Origin of the sequence: Arthrobacter sp. HS15c, assembly GCF_040812005.1 — a bacterium.
GTDB lineage: Bacteria > Actinomycetota > Actinomycetes > Actinomycetales > Micrococcaceae > Arthrobacter.
Window position 1 is genome coordinate 174,159 of record NZ_JBFOHM010000007.1, and the last position, 18,233, is coordinate 192,391.

The 18,233-nt window shown below is 65.5% G+C and carries 14 protein-coding genes; 10 read left to right on the forward strand and 4 right to left on the reverse strand.

Annotated elements, in window-relative coordinates; translation table 11 throughout:
- Positions 1-7 precede the first annotated feature (7 nt).
- Positions 8-526, forward strand: coding sequence for a gamma carbonic anhydrase family protein (locus ABV518_RS13340; RefSeq protein ID WP_367767552.1), 519 nt, complete (start codon positions 8-10; stop codon positions 524-526).
- Here the strand turns inward: ABV518_RS13340 and ABV518_RS13345 are convergent.
- Positions 523-2,217 (reverse strand): flavin monoamine oxidase family protein, encoded by a 1,695-nt coding sequence (locus ABV518_RS13345; protein ID WP_367767553.1) that lies wholly within the window; start codon positions 2,215-2,217, stop codon positions 523-525. The two genes, ABV518_RS13340 and ABV518_RS13345, sit on opposite strands and share 4 nt — an antisense overlap.
- Positions 2,214-3,752: an amino acid permease gene (locus ABV518_RS13350; RefSeq protein ID WP_367767554.1), complete on the reverse strand. Its 1,539-nt coding sequence runs from the start codon at positions 3,750-3,752 to the stop codon at positions 2,214-2,216. The genes ABV518_RS13345 and ABV518_RS13350 overlap by 4 nt, the downstream gene beginning before the upstream one ends.
- A gap of 100 nt (positions 3,753-3,852) precedes the next feature.
- Here ABV518_RS13350 and ABV518_RS13355 point away from each other — a divergent pair, with 100 nt between their 5' ends.
- On the forward strand, positions 3,853-5,493 hold the full coding sequence (locus tag ABV518_RS13355) for a PucR family transcriptional regulator ligand-binding domain-containing protein (protein ID WP_367767555.1): 1,641 nt from the start codon (positions 3,853-3,855) through the stop codon (positions 5,491-5,493).
- Here ABV518_RS13355 and ABV518_RS13360 read toward each other — a convergent pair.
- Positions 5,472-6,251, reverse strand: a complete 780-nt coding sequence (locus ABV518_RS13360) for a nitrilase-related carbon-nitrogen hydrolase (RefSeq protein ID WP_367767738.1) — start codon at positions 6,249-6,251, stop codon at positions 5,472-5,474. The two genes, ABV518_RS13355 and ABV518_RS13360, sit on opposite strands and share 22 nt — an antisense overlap.
- Positions 6,252-6,473: 222 nt before the next feature.
- Between ABV518_RS13360 and ABV518_RS13365 the strand changes: the two genes are divergently transcribed.
- From ABV518_RS13365 to ABV518_RS13380, 4 genes are all read left to right on the forward strand, one after another.
- On the forward strand, positions 6,474-7,664 hold the full coding sequence (locus ABV518_RS13365; protein ID WP_367767556.1) for an ROK family transcriptional regulator: 1,191 nt from the start codon (positions 6,474-6,476) through the stop codon (positions 7,662-7,664).
- Positions 7,665-7,795: 131 nt separating this feature from the next.
- The gene (gene mmsA / locus ABV518_RS13370; protein ID WP_367767557.1) at positions 7,796-9,352 is read left to right on the forward strand and encodes a multiple monosaccharide ABC transporter ATP-binding protein; all 1,557 of its coding nucleotides are present in this window, start codon (positions 7,796-7,798) and stop codon (positions 9,350-9,352) included.
- A gap of 46 nt (positions 9,353-9,398) precedes the next feature.
- Complete coding sequence (gene mmsB / locus ABV518_RS13375; protein WP_367767558.1) at positions 9,399-10,682, forward strand: multiple monosaccharide ABC transporter permease; 1,284 nt, start codon at positions 9,399-9,401, stop codon at positions 10,680-10,682.
- A 49-nt stretch (positions 10,683-10,731) separates the two neighbouring features.
- Positions 10,732-11,829: a substrate-binding domain-containing protein gene (locus ABV518_RS13380; RefSeq protein ID WP_367767559.1), complete on the forward strand. Its 1,098-nt coding sequence runs from the start codon at positions 10,732-10,734 to the stop codon at positions 11,827-11,829.
- An 84-nt stretch (positions 11,830-11,913) separates the two neighbouring features.
- Here ABV518_RS13380 and ABV518_RS13385 read toward each other — a convergent pair whose 3' ends face one another.
- Positions 11,914-13,440 (reverse strand): polysaccharide lyase family 1 protein, encoded by a 1,527-nt coding sequence (locus ABV518_RS13385; protein ID WP_367767560.1) that lies wholly within the window; start codon positions 13,438-13,440, stop codon positions 11,914-11,916.
- A gap of 280 nt (positions 13,441-13,720) precedes the next feature.
- Between ABV518_RS13385 and ABV518_RS13390 the strand changes: the two genes are divergently transcribed.
- The 4 genes from ABV518_RS13390 (at position 13,721) to ABV518_RS13405 (ending at position 18,217) form a co-directional block, all read left to right on the forward strand.
- Positions 13,721-15,184 (forward strand): ABC transporter permease, encoded by a 1,464-nt coding sequence (locus ABV518_RS13390; RefSeq protein WP_367767561.1) that lies wholly within the window; start codon positions 13,721-13,723, stop codon positions 15,182-15,184.
- A gap of 2 nt (positions 15,185-15,186) precedes the next feature.
- On the forward strand, positions 15,187-15,894 hold the full coding sequence (locus ABV518_RS13395; RefSeq protein ID WP_367767562.1) for an ABC transporter ATP-binding protein: 708 nt from the start codon (positions 15,187-15,189) through the stop codon (positions 15,892-15,894).
- A 181-nt stretch (positions 15,895-16,075) separates the two neighbouring features.
- Complete coding sequence (locus tag ABV518_RS13400) at positions 16,076-17,146, forward strand: Gfo/Idh/MocA family protein (RefSeq protein WP_367767563.1); 1,071 nt, start codon at positions 16,076-16,078, stop codon at positions 17,144-17,146.
- Between the two features lie 129 nt (positions 17,147-17,275).
- Complete coding sequence (locus ABV518_RS13405; RefSeq protein ID WP_367767564.1) at positions 17,276-18,217, forward strand: hypothetical protein; 942 nt, start codon at positions 17,276-17,278, stop codon at positions 18,215-18,217.
- Positions 18,218-18,233: the final 16 nt, after the last annotated feature.

An 18,233-nucleotide genomic window follows, 5' to 3' on the forward strand; every position in this document is an offset into this window, starting at 1 on the left:
TTGGCCCATGGCTCCTCTTTACGATTTCGCCGGCGCATCACCGGCCGTCCACGGCTCCGCCTTCGTCGCCCCCACCGCATCGATCATCGGCAACGCAACCCTCGCCGAAGACTCCAGTGCGTTCTACGGCGTCTCCGTCCGCGCTGACACCGCTGCGATTACCGTGGGTTCCGGCAGCAATCTGCAGGACAACGTGGTGCTGCACGCGGACCCCGGCTTCCCCTGCAGCGTCGGGGCAGGCGTCAGCGTGGGGCACGCCGCCGTCGTCCATGGCTGCACCGTGGAGGACGACTGCCTGATCGGCATGGGCGCCACGGTGCTCAACGGCGCGGTGATCGGCACCGGCTCGCTGGTGGCGGCCGGCGCCGTCGTCCTGGAGGGCACGGTCGTGCCGCCCCGGTCACTCGTCGCCGGGGTCCCCGCCAAGGTACGGCGGGAACTCACCGACGAGGAGTTCGACGGCGTGAAGGCCAACGCCGCCCGCTACGTCGAACTGGCCCGGGCGCACCGCGAACTTCACGGCTAATCCAGGCTGATCGGGCCGATTGTGTCCAGCAGTTCTCCGGGTCCGGGGTTGTCCGGCGCGGACGAACCGCCCAGGTGGTTCACCACTCCCCACACGGCATTCAGGCCCGTGGTCACGGCTCCTTCGGCCCAGCCTGCGGTGAAGGACACGTCGTCCCCGGCAAGGAAGATCCCACGCTGGGATTCAGGCAACTTGTCCTGCTTGAAGTGCGTGAACAGGCGCTGCTGGTAGCGGTAATGCCCCGGCAGGTTCGCCTTGAACGCACCCATGAAGTTGGGATCAGCTTCCCAGGAGACCGTGATGGGCTGGCCCACGATGTGGCTGGCGATGTCCACGCCCGGGTAAATCTGCTCCAGCGAGTGCAGCATCAGCTCAACGCGCTCGTCGGCGTCCAGCGCGAGCCATTTGAGGGCGTCGTCGTTCCAGGTGTAGGACAGCAGGATTACGGCCGGCTTGTCGGGGCCGTCATCGAGGAGGTAGGTGGCCCTGTTCAGCCGGTCCGTCAACGTCATGGACAGCACCTCGCGCCCGGTGTCCGGATCGGTGTCCTTCCAGAACGGACGGTCCACCATCACAAACGTCTTGGACGACTGCATGTAGTGCGAGCGTTCGATCGCGGTCCACAGCTCGGCCGGGAACAGCGCCTCCTCCGTGTGGATGCGCGTGGACAGCAGCCAGGACTGGCAGGTGGTCACCACGGCAGGGTAGCTGGCCTCGCGGCCCCAGCGCTCCCGGATCCGGAGGCCGCCGTCGGCATCGCGGCTGATCCTGCCCACGGCACCGCGCGGTGAGCCGGAGTGGAGGGAGGCGAGTGAGGTTCCGTCGGGCCAGTGGGCCATGCCCGACGGCGTGTGCTGCCACAGTGCCTCGGGGAGCCGTTGCGCTCCGCCGCTGATGAGCCGGTGCTGGTCGTCCGCGTCGGTGTAGACCACGCGGAGGATTTCCAGGATGGAGTTGGGGAAGTCTGTGTCCCAGCCGCCGGTGCCGAAGCCCACCTGGCCGAACGCCTCACGGTGCGCGAAGCCGGCGTCCTTGAATGACTGGCTTCCGGCGATGAACCCGTAGAAGGTCTGCTCGTCCATGAGCGGCAGCAGTTCGTTCCAGAGGGCCTTGATCCGGCCGGTGTCGCGGGCCCGGATGGCCTCCTGCATTTCGGCGAACTTCGCGCCGTCGTTCACCGCGGCCTTCCAGGCATCGGCCACCTCGCGGAAGAACGGCGGCAGGTCCTCGGCGGTCTCGGCGTAGTGCTTCTGGCCGGCCAGTTCAATCACGGTGCTGGAGGTGACGGGTGCCAGCGGGTTGGGGAAGTCCTGGGTGTCCAGGCCCAGCAGGTCCACATAGTGGTAGAAAGCCCGGCCGGACACGGGGAACCGCATCCCGCCCAGGTCGGCCACCACGCCTGGAGCGGACGGGAAGCTGGCGGTGCGCAGGCGGCCGCCGATCTGGTCTGCTTCATAGATGACAGGGCGCAGGCCCAGCTTCATCAGTTCGTACGCCGTGACGAGGCCCGAAAGGCCTGCGCCAACAACTGCCACCTCGGCGCCGTAGAGCTCCGGCGGAACCGCCCCGAGCCCTGCCGGGTGGGCGAGGTAGTGGTCGTAGCTGAACGGAAAATCGGGGTTCAGCATGGTGATGGGGCCGGCCTGCGTGCTGGACGGGTCGGAAGCCGGGAGTTCGGTGGCGACGGTCATGGAAGCTCTGCCTTCGTTGGTTCGGGGGTGGACAGTGTTGAAGATTCCGGGCGGCTTAGCTCACGGTATTCCTCGTGGCTCAGCGCCGCCACCCTGGAGTTGCGGCGGCCGTAGCCGAAGTAGGCCGCCAGGCCCACCAGCATCCAGATTCCGAAGGTCACCCAGGTATCGGCGCCCAGGTTGGCCATGAGGTAGGCGCACATCAGCGCACCGAGGACCGGGGTCAGGGGGAAGAGCGGCACGCGGAAGGTGCGCTCCAGTTCGGGCCGGGTGCGGCGCAGGTAGATCACGGCCACGTTGACCAGGGCGAAGGCGAACAGCGTGCCGATGCTGGTGGCGTCGGCCAGGGCACCGAGCGGGACCAGCCCGGCGGTGAGGGCGACGGCGGTGCCCACCAGGAGCGTGCCGGCCGCGGGGGTGCCGGTCCGGCGCGAGACGCGGCCGAAGATCTTCGGGATAAGGCCATCACGGGACATGGAGAGCAGGATGCGGGTCTGGCCGTAGAGGACGGTGAGCACGATGCTGGCGATGGCCAGGACGGCGCCGACGGCGAAGATGAGGGCGATCCAGGGCTGGCCCGTGGTTTCCTCCAGGATCTTCACCAGGGCCGCTTCGGTGCCGTCGAACCAGCCCCACGGGCGGGCGCCGATGGCTGCGACGGCCACCAGCACGTAGATGGTGGTGACGATGACCATGGAGAGCATGATGGCGCGGGGGAGGTCGCGCTTGGGGTTGCGGGCTTCCTCGCCGGCGGTGGAGGCGGCGTCGAAGCCGATGTAGGAGAAGAACACCCGGGACGCGGCGGCGGAAACTCCGGCGGCGCCCATGGGCAGGAGCGGCTCAAAGTTGCCGGCGTTGAAGGCGGTGAAGGCCACGGCGCAGAAAAAGAGGAGGATGCCCACCTTGATCACCACGATGGACGTGTTGATCCAGGCGCTTTCCTTGGCTCCGCGGACCAGCAGGATGGTTGCCAGCACCACGATGACCATGGCCGGGATGTTGACCAGGCCGCCGTCGCCCGGGGGCTGGGAGATGGCGTCGGGCAGGACCTGCCCGAACACGGCAAGGGTCTCGTTCACGTACTGGCCTGCGCCCACGGCTACGGCCGCGACCGAGACGGCGTACTCGAGGACCAGGCACCAGCCGCAGATCCAGGCCATGCCTTCGCCCATCGTGGCGTAGGTGTAGGAATAGCTGGAACCGGCGACCGGGACCATGCCCGCCATTTCAGCGTAGGACACTGCGGACAGGAGCGCGGCGAATCCGGCGATGGCGAACGAGATCCAGATCGCGGGGCCGGCGAGCGGGACGGATTCGCCCAGGATCACCAGGATGCCGGTTCCCAGGGTGGCGCCGACACTGATCATGGTCAGCTGCAGGATCCCGAAGCTGCGGACCAGTTTCGGTCCGCCGTGCCCGCTTTCCGCTTCGCTGACCATCTGTCCGATCGGTTTCCGGCGCAGCAGTTGCGCGCCCAGCCCGGGACGGCCGGCCTCGCGGCCCGTGGCCGGTCCGGAGAGTGTTGGCACAGTCATCGTTGACGTCCGTTCGTGAGTAGTTGTCGGTTTCCCCTACCCAGCGTAGGTGTGTGAGCGGCATCTCAATGATGTGCAAAGTGACCTATAGTCTTCATTCATGAGACGCAATGCACCACGGGCGGATAGCTCGGAACAGCTGGACGCGGTGACCCTGGGCCAGTTTCTGGCAGCACTCCCCCGGGACCTCACCGTCCTGCACGATGCCGGCAACTCCGGCGCGCCGCTGCGCTGGGTGGAGTCCAGCGAGCTGGAGGATCCCACGCCCTACCTGCTGGACGGGGAGTTCATCCTGACGGCGGGACTGCCGTTCCTGGACGACGGCGGCACGACGGAGCGGGCGGAGGCGTATGTCCGTCGGCTGGTCGGCGCAGGCGTCGCTGCCCTGGGGTTCGGCCTGGAGCCCTACTTCGACGCCGTCCCGGACCCCGTGCTCTCGGCGTGCCAAAGCCATCAGCTCACCCTGGTCCGGATTCCCCACAGCGTCCCCTTCGCCGCCATCGGCCTGGAGTTCTCCCAGCTCCTGGAATCCGGCAACGCCCGCGTCTTCCGTCAACTGGCGGACACCAACCGGCAACTGATGCGGGCGGTGCTGTCGGCCAGGCCCGAGCATGAGCTGCTCTCCGCCCTGGCGCAGCGCGTCCCGGTGTGGGCCCAGCTTTTCGGGGCGGACGGCCGGGTGCGTGCCCGGGCCGCAGCAGCCGGAACCGGCGTGACCAGCCCGGCGGCCGCCGTCGAGCCTTCCATCCTGCAGCCGCTGCTGAAGCGGCTCCTGACCGGCACCGGCCCGCGGGTGGAGACGGACTCGTTGCCCGCGAACGGGTCAGCCCTGGTGTTCGGCCACCCGCTCCGGAGCACCAAGGACGCCACCCTCGGGGCGCTGATCCTGGGTACCGACAGGCCGCTGACCCCGGCCCAGAACAGTGTGGTGTCCTCGGTGGTGGGGCTGCTGGAATTGCTGGTCCGCCAGCGCACCAGCGGCTCGCTCGCCCCCAGCCAGCTGGCAACGGCACTGCTGCTGCATCCCGAAAGCCTGGCCGCCGGCTCAACCCGGCAGCTGAATGTCCTTAGGGACCTCCTCGCCCAAAGCGTTTCCGGGACCCGGTCCGGTGCCCTGCGGGTGGTCCAGGGCGTCCGCGCGGATGCCGCGGCGTCTGCGTCGGCGGAAGGCCCGGTCCGGGAGCTGCTGCAGTGGCGCAGGCTGTTCGACACCAAGATGGTGGAGCTGACGGACTACGGGTTTGCCGCAGTCACCAGGCTGAAGGTGGACGACGCGCTGCTGCATGAGGTGGAGGACCTCGGCTGGCGGCTGGTGGTGGGCGAACCCACGGAAATGGCCGGGCTTCCTGCCGCCTACCAGCGTGCGGCGGCGCTGCGGCCCCGCGTCCAGGCCAGCGGAGAAAGTGTCCGCGTGGATGACGTCAGCTGGTCTGTCACGGGGCTGTTGGGCCGCGGCGCGGGCACCCTGCTTGCCGCCCGGCTGCTGGAACCGGTCCTGGCGCAGGAGCCGGACCGCCGCAGCTCCCAGCTCAGTGTCCTGAAGTCGTGGCTGGGCGAAAACGGCAATTGGGATGCCAGCGCCAAGGTCCTGGGCATGCACCGGAACAGCGTGCGGCGCCAGATCAACGCCTTGGCGGAACTGCTGTCCATGGACCTTGGCAGCGCCCAGGTGCGGGCGGAACTGTGGATTGCGCTGCAGTACGTGGACGGCGTCGAGCCTCAGATGCTCCAGGACCGGTAGAGCTCGGGGCGGCGTTCGCGGAGATAGGGCACCGCCTCACGGGCTTTTCGGGCGGCGTCCGGATCCACCTCGGCGTAGAGGATTTCGGTTCCCGGCCCCGCCGCGGCCAGCAGCGAACCGTCCGGTCCGGCAATGACGCTGCCGCCGAGGAACGTGACGCCCTCCTCGGTTCCGGAGTGGTTGGCATAGGCGACGGTCAGCTGGCTCTCCAGAGCCCGGGCCCGCAGCAGCACCTGGGGAACGGACTCAAAACCGTGCGCCAGTGCGGTGGGCACCAGGAGCAGCTCTGCCCCGGCCAGCGCGGCGGCCCTGACCATTTCCGGAAATTCCACGTCGTAGCAGATCACCATGGACGTCCGGAACCCGTTGAAATCGACGACGGCGGGACCCGCCGCGGCGGAGCTGAACGCCGCGCGTTCATCGTCGCCAAAGAGGTGCACCTTTGCGTAACTGAGGAGCTCGACCCCGGCCGAGTCCACCAGCGTGGATGTGATGTGCCAGCTGCCGGCGTCCGTGACTGACGGCAGGCTGTAGACCAGTGCGATCCCGTGCCGGCGTGCGATGCCGTTCATCGTTTCCTTGACGGCGGGAAGCCTTGCGGGGTCCAGTTCCGCGCGGAGCCGCAGCGGAGCGTAGCCCACGGCAAACAGTTCGGGCGTGACCAGGACGGCGGCGCCTGCCGCGGCGGCCGTCCGGGCGGCCGCTTCCAGGGCGGCGCAGTTTGCATCGACGTCGAGTACGCGGGCGTTTGCCTGCATCAGGGCCAGCAGCACCGTTACCACCTCACATGATCGGGACGGACGCAGGTAATTCGCGTCCACTGGTGCCAGCCTAGCCAGCTGCAGGCCGCGCCGCCCGGGGCCAATTGCACCGGCCGAAGTCCCAGGATGGACGGATCGTCCCGCCATTTTGTCTCACCCAGCAGACTCCTTGCGTTAACTTCTTGACTACAAGAGTCAAAATAGGGCAATCTTCTTTGCATGTCCGCAACACCGCGCTCGACGAGGAGCAAGCCCAAAAATCCAGGATCCCAATCCGCGCTGAGGCAGTTGAACCAGCAGCGGATCATCGAGACCCTGATGGGCGGACCCGCCACCCAGGCCGAGCTCTCCCGGCAGACCGGCCTCTCCACCGCCACGGTCTCCAACATCGTCAAAATCATGCAGGATTCGGGCCTGGCATCCACCGAGCCCATCACCAGTTCCGGCCGCCGGGCACTGAACGTCAGGCTGAACAGCAACGGTGCCGTCGCCGTAGGGATCGACTTCGGACGCAGGCATCTCCGTGTGGTCCTGGCATCGCTGAGCTACCACGTCATCGCGGAGGAATCCGTGATGCTTCCACTCGGCCACCAGTCGGAGGAAGGCATCCAGGCTGCGGTCGTTCTGCTCGAAAAGCTGCTGCGTGAAAGCGGTGTGGACCGGAGCGCCGTGGTGGGCGCCGGCGTCGGAATTCCCGGACCGATCGACCGCCGGACCGGAACTGTGGCGCAGGGTGCCATCCTCCCGGAATGGGTGGGAATCAACATCCTTCAGCATCTCGAGGAAACCCTCAAATTCCCCGTCTACATTGACAATGACGCCAATCTGGGCGCCTGGTCGGAGGTGACCTGGGGCCCGCATACCGGGGTCAGCAACCTGATGTTCCTGAAGATCGGATCGGGCATCGGTGCGGGCCTGATCCTTAACGGTGCGCCCTACTACGGAAACGTCGGGATCACCGGAGAAATCGGCCACGCCACCATCCACGAGCAGGGCCTGGTGTGCCGGTGCGGGAACCGCGGCTGCCTCGAAACCATCGCGTCCACCACCACCATGATCGAGCTCCTCAGCCGCGGCGAAGACAGGCCGCTGACGCCGGCAGACATCGTCCGGAAAGCCCTGGCGAGGGACCCGGCCACCCTCCGCGTGGTGGACGATGCAGGCCTGGCCGTGGGGCGCGCACTGGGCAACGTGGCCAACCTGATCAACCCGGAGGTGATCGTGGTGGGCGGGCCGCTGGCAGGCCTTGGCAACCTCCTCCTGGACCCCATCCGGCGGGGTCTGGTCCGCCATGCCGTCCCCGTCATCGGCGAGACCACCACCCTCACGATGTCCTCGCTCGGGGACCGCGCAGAAGCGCTTGGAGCGGCCGCACTGGTCTTCCAACAGGCCGGGATCCGGCGACAGTAGCCGATTCGTTATCCGGCAATTGCGTTAAAGACTTGACGACAACTGCTGTGATCCAGTTTACTTTCAAACCAGACGGCCCTGCGCTTTGCGGGGACGGACAACGAAGTCATGCATTGGAGGCGTAAGGGCTTATGACGTCCCACACCACGCACACCGACCCGGTCATCCTGGAGATGCGCTCCATCACCAAGGAGTTTCCCGGCGTCAAGGCGCTTTCGGAGGTCAGCCTCCGGGTCAAAGCGGGCGAGATCCACGCCATCTGCGGCGAAAACGGCGCCGGCAAGTCCACGCTGATGAAGGTACTTTCCGGCGTGTACCCCTACGGCAGCTACGACGGCGACATCGTTTACCAGAACGAGGTCCAGCAGTTCCGGGATATCCGCGCCAGCGAACACGCCGGCATCGTGATCATCCACCAGGAACTGGCCCTGATCCCGGAACTGTCCATCATGGAGAATATCTTCCTGGGCAACGAACCCACCAAGCGCGGCGTGATCGACTGGGCAGAGGCCCGGATGCGGTCCACCGAACTGCTGGCCAGGGTGGGGCTGCGGGAAAACCCGGATACCCCGATCAAGGAAATCGGCGTCGGCAAGCAGCAGCTGGTGGAAATCGCCAAGGCGCTGAACAAGTCTGTGAAGATCCTCATCCTCGACGAGCCCACTGCTGCGTTGAACGAGTCGGACTCACAGCACCTGCTGGACCTGATGCTGGGCCTGAAGGGACGCGGCATCACGTCGATCATCATTTCGCACAAGCTGAACGAGATTGAGCAGATCGCCGATTCGATTACCATCATCCGCGACGGCAAGTCGATTGAAACCCTGGATGTCAAGGCCGACGGCGTTGACGAGGACCGGATCATCAAAGGCATGGTGGGCCGCGCCCTGGAATCCCGGTTCCCGGACCATACCCCCAAGATCGGCGAAGTGTTCTTCGAAGTGAAGGACTGGAACGTAGCCCACCCCCAGATCCAGGACCGGATGGTCTGCAAGAACTCGAACTTCTTTGTCCGGCGGGGCGAGATCGTAGGCTTCGCCGGGCTCATGGGCGCGGGCCGGACGGAGCTGGCCCGTTCCGTCTTCGGCCGGTCCTACGGCCACTTCGTCTCGGGCCACGTCTACGTGGACGGCAAAGAAGTAACGCTCAAGAATGTGCACCAGGCAATCGACGCCGGCCTCGGCTATGTGACAGAGGACCGCAAGTCGTTGGGGTTGAACCTCCTGGACGACATCAAGACCACCACTGTCTCAGCCAACCTGGAGAAGATCAGCAAGCGCAGCGTGGTGGACACCAACAAAGAGTTCGCAGTCGCAGAGCAATACCGGAAGTCCCTGCGGACCAAGGCCCCTTCGGTTCAGGAAGGAGTCGCCAAGCTCTCTGGCGGCAATCAGCAGAAGGTAGTTCTGGCCAAGTGGATGTTCACGGAACCGGAACTGCTGATCCTGGACGAGCCCACCCGCGGGATTGACGTCGGCGCCAAATACGAAATTTATGGAATCATCCAGCGGCTCGCCAATGAGGGTAAAGGAGTCATTGTGATTTCTTCCGAGCTGCCTGAGCTGCTGGGCCTCTCGGACCGGATTTACACCATCTTCGAAGGCGCCATCACCGGCGTCCTGAACAAGGAGGAAGCCAGCCAGGAAAGCCTGATGAAGCTCATGACCTCCGCCCGAAAAGCCGCCTAATCCGCTGCAGACTTCCAGAACCTTCCAGATACAAGGACCGAAAACAATGAACGCGCTCAAGAAACTCTTCGGTGGCGACACCCGCCAGTTCGGCATGATATTTGCCTTGGTGGCTCTGATAGTTCTCTTCCAGTGGCTCACAGGCGGCATCACGCTCACCCCGGGAAACGTCATCAACCTCTTCAACGGCAACTCCTACATCCTGATCCTTGCCATCGGCATGGTGCTGGTCATCATTGCCGGCCACATCGACCTGTCTGTGGGTTCCGTCGCGGCCTTCGTGGGCATGGTGGTGGCCATCGCGATGCGGGACTGGGACATTCCCTGGTTCCTGGCTATCCTGCTCGGCCTGGGCCTGGGAGCCCTGATTGGAGCCTGGCATGGCTGGTGGACCGCATATGTCGGCATTCCGGCATTTATCGTTACCCTGGCCGGCATGCTGATCTTCCGTGGGGCGCAGCAGTTTGTGGGCCAGTCCAACTCGATTCCCGTCCCCAGGGAGTTCCAGTACATCGGTGCAGGTTACCTTCCGGAAGTCGGACCGAACACCGGATACAACAACCTGACACTGTTGCTTGGCCTCGCCGCGGTCGCCTTCGTGATCTACAGCGAAGTCCGGCGCCGCAGGACCGCCAAGGCCCTGGGCGCTGAGGTGCCGGAAACCTGGGTAGTTGTCGTGAAGCTGGTCCTGATCTGTGCAGCCATCCTGTACGCCACATACCTCTTCGCCACAGGCCGCCCGGGCACGTCCTTCCCCGTCCCCGGCCTTATTCTCGCCGTCATGGTCCTCATCTACGGGTTTGTCTCCTCCAAGACCGTCGTCGGCCGCCACGTTTACGCCGTGGGCGGCAACCGGCATGCGGCGGAACTGTCCGGTGTGAAATCAAAGAAGATCAACTTCCTGGTCATGATGAACATGTCCATCATCGCCGGGCTGGCGGGCATGATCTTTGTGGCCCGCTCAACCTCGGCCGGTCCTTCCGACGGTACTGGCTGGGAATTGGACGCCATCGCCGCAGTCTTCATTGGCGGCGCAGCAGTGACGGGCGGCGTGGGCACCGTGATCGGCTCGATCGTCGGAGGCCTGGTCATGGCCGTACTGAACAACGGCCTGCAGCTGCTCAGCGTCGGCGCCGACTGGCAGTCCATGATCAAGGGCCTGGTGCTGCTGGTGGCCGTGGCCATTGACGTTTACAACAAGACGCAGGGCCGGGCATCGATTATCGGGCTGATGATGAAGAACTTCAGCCGCCCGAACGGCGGACCTGGCTCACCGCTGCAGCCGGACGAGGTCACTTCCACCAAAGAAACCATCTCCAGGGAAGCCTGAGCCACTCAGGCCTCCCCGAGCCACCACCCCAAAAGAAAGTGAACCAAAAATGCGAATGATGGGTAAAGCAGGAAAGGCAGCAGCGATAGCTGCGATCGCGGCACTGGCGCTGACGGCCTGCGGGCGTGCCGAGCCTGGCACTACAAGCGGCACAACCGGTGCCGCCGGCTTCGCGCAGGACTCAGCCATCGGCGTCGCGCTTCCTAAGAAGACCAGCGAGAACTGGGTCCTGGCAGAGAAACTGTTCAACGACGGCCTCTCCAGCGCAGGCTTCAAGCCGACAGTCCAGTTCGCCAATAACGGCGTGGCCGAGCAGCAGAACCAGATCAGTGCCATGATCGCCAAGGGCGCCAAGGTGATCATTGTCGGCGCGCTCGACGGTTCCCAGCTGGGGACCCAGCTTCAGCAGGCCAAGGACTCCGGCGCGACGATCATTGCATATGACCGCCTGCTGCTGAACACCGAGAACGTGGACTACTACGTGGCCTACGACAACTTCAAGGTCGGTGAGCTGCAGGGCCAGGCACTGCTGGACGGCATGAAAGCCAAAAAGCCCGCCGGTCCGTACAACATTGAACTCCTGGCAGGTTCTCCGGATGACGCCAATGCGAAGGTCTTCTTTGATGGCGCCATGAAGGTCCTCAAGCCGAAGATCGATGACGGCACGCTCAAGGTCCTCTCAGGCCAGACAACGTTTGAGAAGGCCGTGACCCAGGACTGGAAGGCTGAGAATGCCCAGCGCCGGATGGATACGCTCCTGACCGGTTCCTACGGAGCAGCGTCCCTGGACGGCGTCCTCTCGCCGAACGACACCCTGGCACGGGCCGTCATCACCTCCGTAAAGGCGGCCGGCAAGCCTATTCCTGTCGTCACAGGCCAGGACTCCGAAGTTGAATCCGTAAAGTCGATCCTCGCTGGCGAGCAGTACTCCACCATCAACAAAGACACCCGCAAGCTCGTTGAGCACGCAATCGTCATGGTCAAGGACCTGCAGGCCGGCAAGAAGCCCGAGGTCAACGACGACAAGTCCTACAACAACACGGTGAAGACGGTTCCTGCCTTCCTGCTGCCGCCGGTCATCGTGACCGCCGCCAACGTGAAGACGGCCTACGTCGACGATCCGGTACTCGGACCGATCACCAAGTAATACTGATCACCAAGTAACACGGAACGCGGAAATGCCCCGGCTCCCCAAGGGAGCCGGGGCATTCTGTTTATGCAGTTCCGGAAACTACGACGCCGGGTCCTCCACGCGCAGGACGCCCGGGCCCGTGAAGTGCAGGGCCTGGTTGCGCACCGACTGCGGCGTGGTGAACGCCTTGTAGCTGTAGGCGTCGGCGGGATCCCAGCCGACGTCGGTGGTGAAGTCCCACGCGGTCCAGTCCGGTGCAGGCGTGCCGGCGAGTTCTGCTTCCGCCAGCGCCTCTGCCCTGTGGGTTTCATAGGACGCGCGGGCCACGGCGCCCAGGTCCGCCGGGGCTCCGTTGAACCACGATCCGGTGTCGCTGAAGCGGTGCCCGTTGTAGCTGCTGACCATGATTGATTCGTCCGCGCCCGGGCCGGTGTAGTCGAAAGCGTTGTACTCGGAGAAGATCCGGGACTCGTAGCCGGCCCCCAGGAAGTAGCTGCTGCCACCCTGTGCCCCGCTGACCATGGGGTACTGCGGGTCGTCGGTGCTGCCCACAAAGTAGTTGTTCAGCACGTGGACCTGGCCGAACCTGACCCGGGGGCCGCGCTGCTGGATGTTCTCCATCAGGTTGCCGATGTAGCTGACGCGCAGCTTGCCGCCGTCCTTGTCCACGTGCTCGTCGCCGGAACCCAGCAGCATGGTCTTGTCATGGTTGTGCAGTTTGCTGTTGGAGATGGTCACGTAGTCGGTGCCGTCCTTGAGGTCCAGCAGGCCGTCGTGGCGGTTGGCCGGCTTGCCGCGGAATCCGATCGGCGCCTCGCTGTCCGGGTAGCGTCCGTCCGTCAGCCGGACGTGGTCGATCCAGAGGTGGTTGGACGTTACTGAAGACACTGCGTCGAAGCGCGCGTTCCAGGCGCCGTCGCCGTCGTCCGGTGACCAGGTGGTGAAGAAGTCCACCGGCGCCTCCACGCTGAGGTTCCGCACCACCACGTTGGTGGCGCTGAGGATCACGATGTTGGTGCCCACGAAGCCGGCATCATCACCGAGGCCGATCAGCGTGGTGTTGCTGGGCAGGCTCGCCTCTATCTGGCGCTTCATGTTGTTGCTGCCAGTCTGCCGCAGCTGCCGCATGGACTTGCAGTAGTCGAACGTCTGGTCGCTCCAGGCTTTGCCCTCCGGCCCGAAGCAGGACATGTACTTGTTGATGTCGTAGCCGGGGGCATAGTCTTGCTCGCCGAGGATGCGCCCGTCTGCGGTCTGGTTGCCGTCGATGGTTCCGCGGACGTAGATGATTTTCGGCGCTTTCGGCTCGCCGTGGTTCGCCAGCGCGGTCTTCAGCTCCGCCAGAGTGCCCACCTCGTAGCGGTTTTCGTCCGGGGCGCCGGCCCCGCCATTCGTCACACCGTCGACGGCGGCCCAGCCGGTGGGTGCCGCGTCGTCGGGACGGATGGTGCCGCCACCGGTCAACGACGGCGCTGCATCGCCGGGTGCCATGCTGGCAGGAGTTGTATTGCCGGGTGCTGCCACAGCGAGTCCGGCGGCGAGCGCCAGTGCCGAGGCGGACGCCGCCAACGCGGCGGTGCGCCGCAGGCGGTTGAATCGGGTTCTTGATGTGGTGGAGGACGTCATTGGCCTTATTTCCGGCATGCCAAACAGACCACATGCCTTAGTCGGGTGCGGGTACTCATTTCTGGGAACTGCCGCTCAGAAAACGCTTTCCGAGTGGCACTACCAGTTTTACTTCCGCCATGACAAGGCTGTCAAGGGGTGTCCCTTTTCGGCGGTCTTTCTCTGGCAAGGATGGCCTTCACAGCGCAAACATAGGTTTGCCCGGTTTCCCGCACAGGGTGGGGCGCGAGTCTGGGATCCGAACGCCGGCCTTCCGCCGGCCCCAGATCCTAGGAGTACAGTGAGCGTCCTTGCCCGGAGTGTAGGCAATGCCTTCAGAAACAAGGCCCGAACGGCGGCGGTCGTTGCAGTCCTGGCCGTGGCCATCGGCCTGGCACTGGCCATGCTGGTGGCCAACCAGGCCGTAGGTGCCAAGGTCCAGGAGCTGAATGCCTCCGTCGGCACCGTCCTGACCGTCAATCCGGCCGGCGGCCAGGGCTTTGAAGGCGGCGGCGAGCCGCTGACAACCGAGCAGGCCGCCACCGCAGCCGCAGTTCCCAACGTGAGCTCCGTCGTCGGAACCAGCTCCCTGAGGCTCCGGAACGCTGCGGAAGCGGCAGCCCAGACGGCTCCTGGCGGCCAGGCCGGTCCCGGTGGAGGCCAAGGCGGTCCCGCCGGACAGAACGCAACCACACTGACCACCAACCTGACCGCTGCCGTTGATGCGGGCACGCTCGGCGGCCGGAACCAGGCCGCGAACGGCACCACCGGAACCACCACTACACAGCCGGTACGCTCGCTTCCCATCACGGCAACCGGAATCGGCGCGGAGGTGGACAGCACCGGCAAGGCCCTGGCCATCACCGACGGCACCGGCCTCGGCGATTACACGGCCGAATCCGCCACTGCCCTGCTGGGGACTACGCTCGCCGAGAAGAACAGCCTCTCGGTGGGATCCACGTTCACCATCAACGCCCAGACCTACACCGTGGCCGGCCTGTTCGATTCCGGCACCACGTTCGGCAACAACGCCCTCTACGTCACCCTGCCCACCGCGCAGACCCTCGCGGCGCTGCCGGGCGAGCTGTCCACGATGATTGTCACCGTTGACTCGCTGGAGAACGTTGGTTTCACCAAAACCGCGCTGGAGACGGCCCTCGGCACGGACAAGGCCGACGTCACCCAGGGCCAGAACCTGGAGACGGCCGTCAGCTCCCTCGGCAGCGTCAAGAACATCTCCTTCATCGCTTTCGTCGCGGCCCTCGGTACCGCCGGGCTCATCATCCTGCTGATCATGGTCATGCTGGTCCGCGAACGCCGCCGCGAGATCGGTGTCCTGAAGGCCATCGGCGCCCCCAACCGCACCATCGGCCTGCAGTTCGTCCTCGAAGCCCTCGTCCTGGTGGCCATGGGCAGCGCGGTGGGCGCCGCGATCGCATCCTTCGCCAGCGGCGGCATCGCGTCGGCGCTGATCAGCAGCAACACCACCGCTACGACGGCGGCCACCGCCACCGGCCGCGGGGCCGCTATGGCCGGGGCAGCTGGCGGCGCCGGAATGCCGGGCGGCGGGGCCGGCATCCCGGGCGGCCAGGGCGGACCGCTCGGCGGTGCCTCCCAGCTGCTGACCTCCGTCACCGCCAGCGCCTCCCCCGGCGTCATCGCCGCCGGCATCGCAGCGGTGTTCGGCGTGGCCATCATCGGCGCACTCGTCCCGGCCCTGCTTACGGCCCGCATCCGTCCCATCGAAGTCCTGCGAGGAGAATAGCCATGATTGAAGTCAAGAACCTGGTCCGCACCTTCAACTCCGGTGACCGCACCATCAAGCCCGTCAACGATGTGAGTTTTGAACTCGAGCAGGGCACCCTGGCCTCCATCGTGGGCAAGAGTGGCAGCGGCAAAAGCACACTGTTGTCCCTCCTGGGTGCGCTGGACAAACCCACCAGCGGAGACGTCGTCGTAAACGGCGTCAGCCTGGCCAGCATGCCGGACGGCAAGCTGACCGAATACCGGCGCCGGGACATCGGCTTTGTGTTCCAGCAGTTCAACCTGATCCCCAACCTCTCCGCGGTGGACAACGTCATGCTGCCCATGGAGTTCGCCGGGATGCGCAAGGCCGCACGCCTCCAGCGCGCGAAGGATCTGCTGGAGCAGGTGCAGCTGGACCCGGAGAAGCATGTGCGGCGCATCAACAGGCTCTCGGGCGGCGAACAGCAGCGCGTGGCCATCGCACGTGCACTGGCCAACGAGCCCAAGCTGATCCTGGCCGACGAGCCCACCGGCAACCTCGATGAGCAGACAGGCGACCACATCATCGAGCTCCTCAGCTCGCTCAGCCGGGACCACAACACCACCATCCTGGTGGTCACGCACGACAGGGCGCTGGCCAACAAGACGGACCGCCGCTTCAGGCTCCAGCAGGGCAAACTGACGGAGGAGGCGGCCCGCACCCGTTCCGCAGTCGCCGCCTCGGCCTAGAACGCAGCTGCCGATGTGACGCACGGCAGAGGGAGGGCCCGCCCCAGGGCCCTCCCTCTGCCTGCGCCAGCCCCTCCCATCAGGACGCTCGCTCACTTTCTGCAGGTTTTTCCCGGATCCTCTCTCACCTTCCGCGTGCTTTTCCCGGACGCTCTATCACCACAGTGAGAGGATGGCTGGCATGAGTGCGCCCATTGCCAAGCCATGGCTGTCCAGCCAGTCCGACCAGGACCCCCGGTCCGCTACCGGCACCACGCTGCGCTGGGGAGTGATCGCCACCGGCGGGATCGCCCAGTCCGTGTCCGAGGACCTGGCCCTGCTGGCTGACGCCGAGCTCTATGCCGTCAGTTCCCGCAGCCAGGAATCTGCGGACAGCTTCGCCGCGGCGAATGGTTTCGCCAAGGCATACGGGGACGACGACGGCGTTCCCGGCTACCAGCGGCTGCTCGCCGACGACTCGGTGGACGTTGTCTATGTCGCCACGCCGCACGCGCAGCACCACCAGATTGTTCTCGCCGCGCTCAACGCCGGAAAGCATGTCCTGTGCGAAAAGGCCTTCACCATCAACGCCCGGGAAGCCACAGAGCTCATTGATACGGCCCGCAGGAAAAAGCTGTTCCTCATGGAAGCCATGTGGAGCCGGTTCCTCCCGGCCATGCAACGGGCCTTTGAGATCTCCGCGTCGGGCGAGCTCGGTGGTGTGCACTGGGTCAGTGCGGATTTGGGCTTCCCCGCACCCTACTCCCCCACGGCCAGGCTGTGGGCCAGGCAGGATGGCGGCGGTGCGCTGCTGGATCTGTCCATTTATCCCCTGCTCTGGGCGCTCGGAACCCTCGGATTCCCGCAGACCGTCAGCGCGACGGGGGTTGTCAACGACGACGGCGTGGACGCCCAAAACGCCATGACCCTCGGGTACCACCACGGCGCCCAGGTCCAACTGACGTCCTCACTCCTGGCCCACGGGCCCCGGACTGCAACCGTCGCCGGAAGCCTGGGATACCTGCAAAGCGTCGGCTCCATCAACAACCCAAGTGAACTGCTGGTCTGCATCGGCCGCGAGGAGCCGCGCCGGGAGGTGTTCGACGCCGTCGGGCGAGGTTACACATACGAGCTCCGCGAGGTGACGCGCTGCATCCAGCAGGGGCTCACAGAGAGCCCTGTCATGCCGCTCGAAGACTCCCTGAACACCATGCGCCTGTTCGACGGCGTGCGCGCCCAACTCGGTGTCAGCTACCCGAACGATGCCCACTAAAGTCAGTGAATATGAGTGACAGGGAATGTCAATTTGATGGGATTATGTTGATTTTTATCTAGACTTCCATCAATAAGCAGTCTTAGTATGTAAACATCGTCGGCTTTATCGGCAATGGGGGTGGTACGCATGGCTAAAGGTCTCTTGCCATGGCGCGCGCTCCGTCCGGTTCTCCTCGCAGGAGCCGCCACCATTACCTGGCTGACGCTTTCCGGTACTGCCGCAACTGCTGACTCAAATGACTCGGGATCGCTCCTGGGCGGGGTGACTTCGTCGGTTTCTGCCCTCGCGGCCCCGCTGACAAGCACCTTGGCTCCACCACCGGCGGTTACCCCTGCTCCGCCAGTCGCGACACCGTCCGGACTCCTGCAGCCCGTCGTCGGAACGCTGACCGGCGCCACAGACCAGTTGATCGCGGCCGTCCCTGTGGTGAACAACGTTGTTCCTGAAGGGACAGTCTCTGCGGTGGCCGTGCCCGTCGCCGTCGTGGCCGATGACTCCACCGCAGCACTGGTGGAAACCGTCGCTCCGCCGCTCATTGAAGCGGTTCCCATTCTTGAGCCCGTGGTCCAGCCTGTCTCAGACCTGGTCACCGGTGTTGTGCCCTTGCCCGTTACTCTGCCCGTCATTCCGGACACGGGATCCGTTTTCCCTGACACCGCAGGCGTGCTGAGCGGCGCCGACTCAACGGTTCCGGCGGCTATCTCTGGCGCTCCTACGGACAACGGTGCGGAGGTGCCTCTCGGGGGTGCCGGCGCCGGCATGGAAGGCTCAGCCGCACTGCCGGTGGCCCTCGCCGGAACTTCCGCCTCCCCCGCTGCGAGTGCAGCGGCGCACCGCTCAGCTGTCCCGGAGTTGCCCCTGACCGGTGAGCCGTCGCCGTTCCCGGCACCGGCCGGGCCCAGTACAGGGGCGGGGAGCGGCGCGTCCACGTCCGGTCCCGCAGGTCCTGCCGCCTGGCTGAACGACTTTATACTTGATCTTCCGCTTCCGGGATCCTTCGCGGTCGCCGGAGCCTGCGAACATTCCCCCTCACCGGTGTCGTTCGACCCTGGTTCCTCTCCTGACTAGTTGAGCCCTCTCTGCC

What these genes read in the sequence shown, in the direction of transcription:
- ABV518_RS13340 (WP_367767552.1), top strand. Translation starts at nt 8, where the DNA reads ATGGCTCCTCTTTACGATTTCGCCGGCGCATCACCGGCCGTCCACGGC.
- ABV518_RS13345 (WP_367767553.1), bottom strand. Translation starts at nt 2,217, where the DNA reads ATGACCGTCGCCACCGAACTCCCGGCTTCCGACCCGTCCAGCACGCAG.
- ABV518_RS13350 (WP_367767554.1), bottom strand. Translation starts at nt 3,752, where the DNA reads ATGACTGTGCCAACACTCTCCGGACCGGCCACGGGCCGCGAGGCCGGC.
- ABV518_RS13355 (WP_367767555.1), top strand. Translation starts at nt 3,853, where the DNA reads ATGAGACGCAATGCACCACGGGCGGATAGCTCGGAACAGCTGGACGCG.
- ABV518_RS13360 (WP_367767738.1), bottom strand. Translation starts at nt 6,251, where the DNA reads ATGCAGGCAAACGCCCGCGTACTCGACGTCGATGCAAACTGCGCCGCC.
- ABV518_RS13365 (WP_367767556.1), top strand. Translation starts at nt 6,474, where the DNA reads ATGTCCGCAACACCGCGCTCGACGAGGAGCAAGCCCAAAAATCCAGGA.
- mmsA (WP_367767557.1), top strand. Translation starts at nt 7,796, where the DNA reads ATGACGTCCCACACCACGCACACCGACCCGGTCATCCTGGAGATGCGC.
- mmsB (WP_367767558.1), top strand. Translation starts at nt 9,399, where the DNA reads ATGAACGCGCTCAAGAAACTCTTCGGTGGCGACACCCGCCAGTTCGGC.
- ABV518_RS13380 (WP_367767559.1), top strand. Translation starts at nt 10,732, where the DNA reads ATGCGAATGATGGGTAAAGCAGGAAAGGCAGCAGCGATAGCTGCGATC.
- ABV518_RS13385 (WP_367767560.1), bottom strand. Translation starts at nt 13,440, where the DNA reads ATGACGTCCTCCACCACATCAAGAACCCGATTCAACCGCCTGCGGCGC.
- ABV518_RS13395 (WP_367767562.1), top strand. Translation starts at nt 15,187, where the DNA reads ATGATTGAAGTCAAGAACCTGGTCCGCACCTTCAACTCCGGTGACCGC.
- ABV518_RS13400 (WP_367767563.1), top strand. Translation starts at nt 16,076, where the DNA reads ATGAGTGCGCCCATTGCCAAGCCATGGCTGTCCAGCCAGTCCGACCAG.
- ABV518_RS13405 (WP_367767564.1), top strand. Translation starts at nt 17,276, where the DNA reads ATGGCTAAAGGTCTCTTGCCATGGCGCGCGCTCCGTCCGGTTCTCCTC.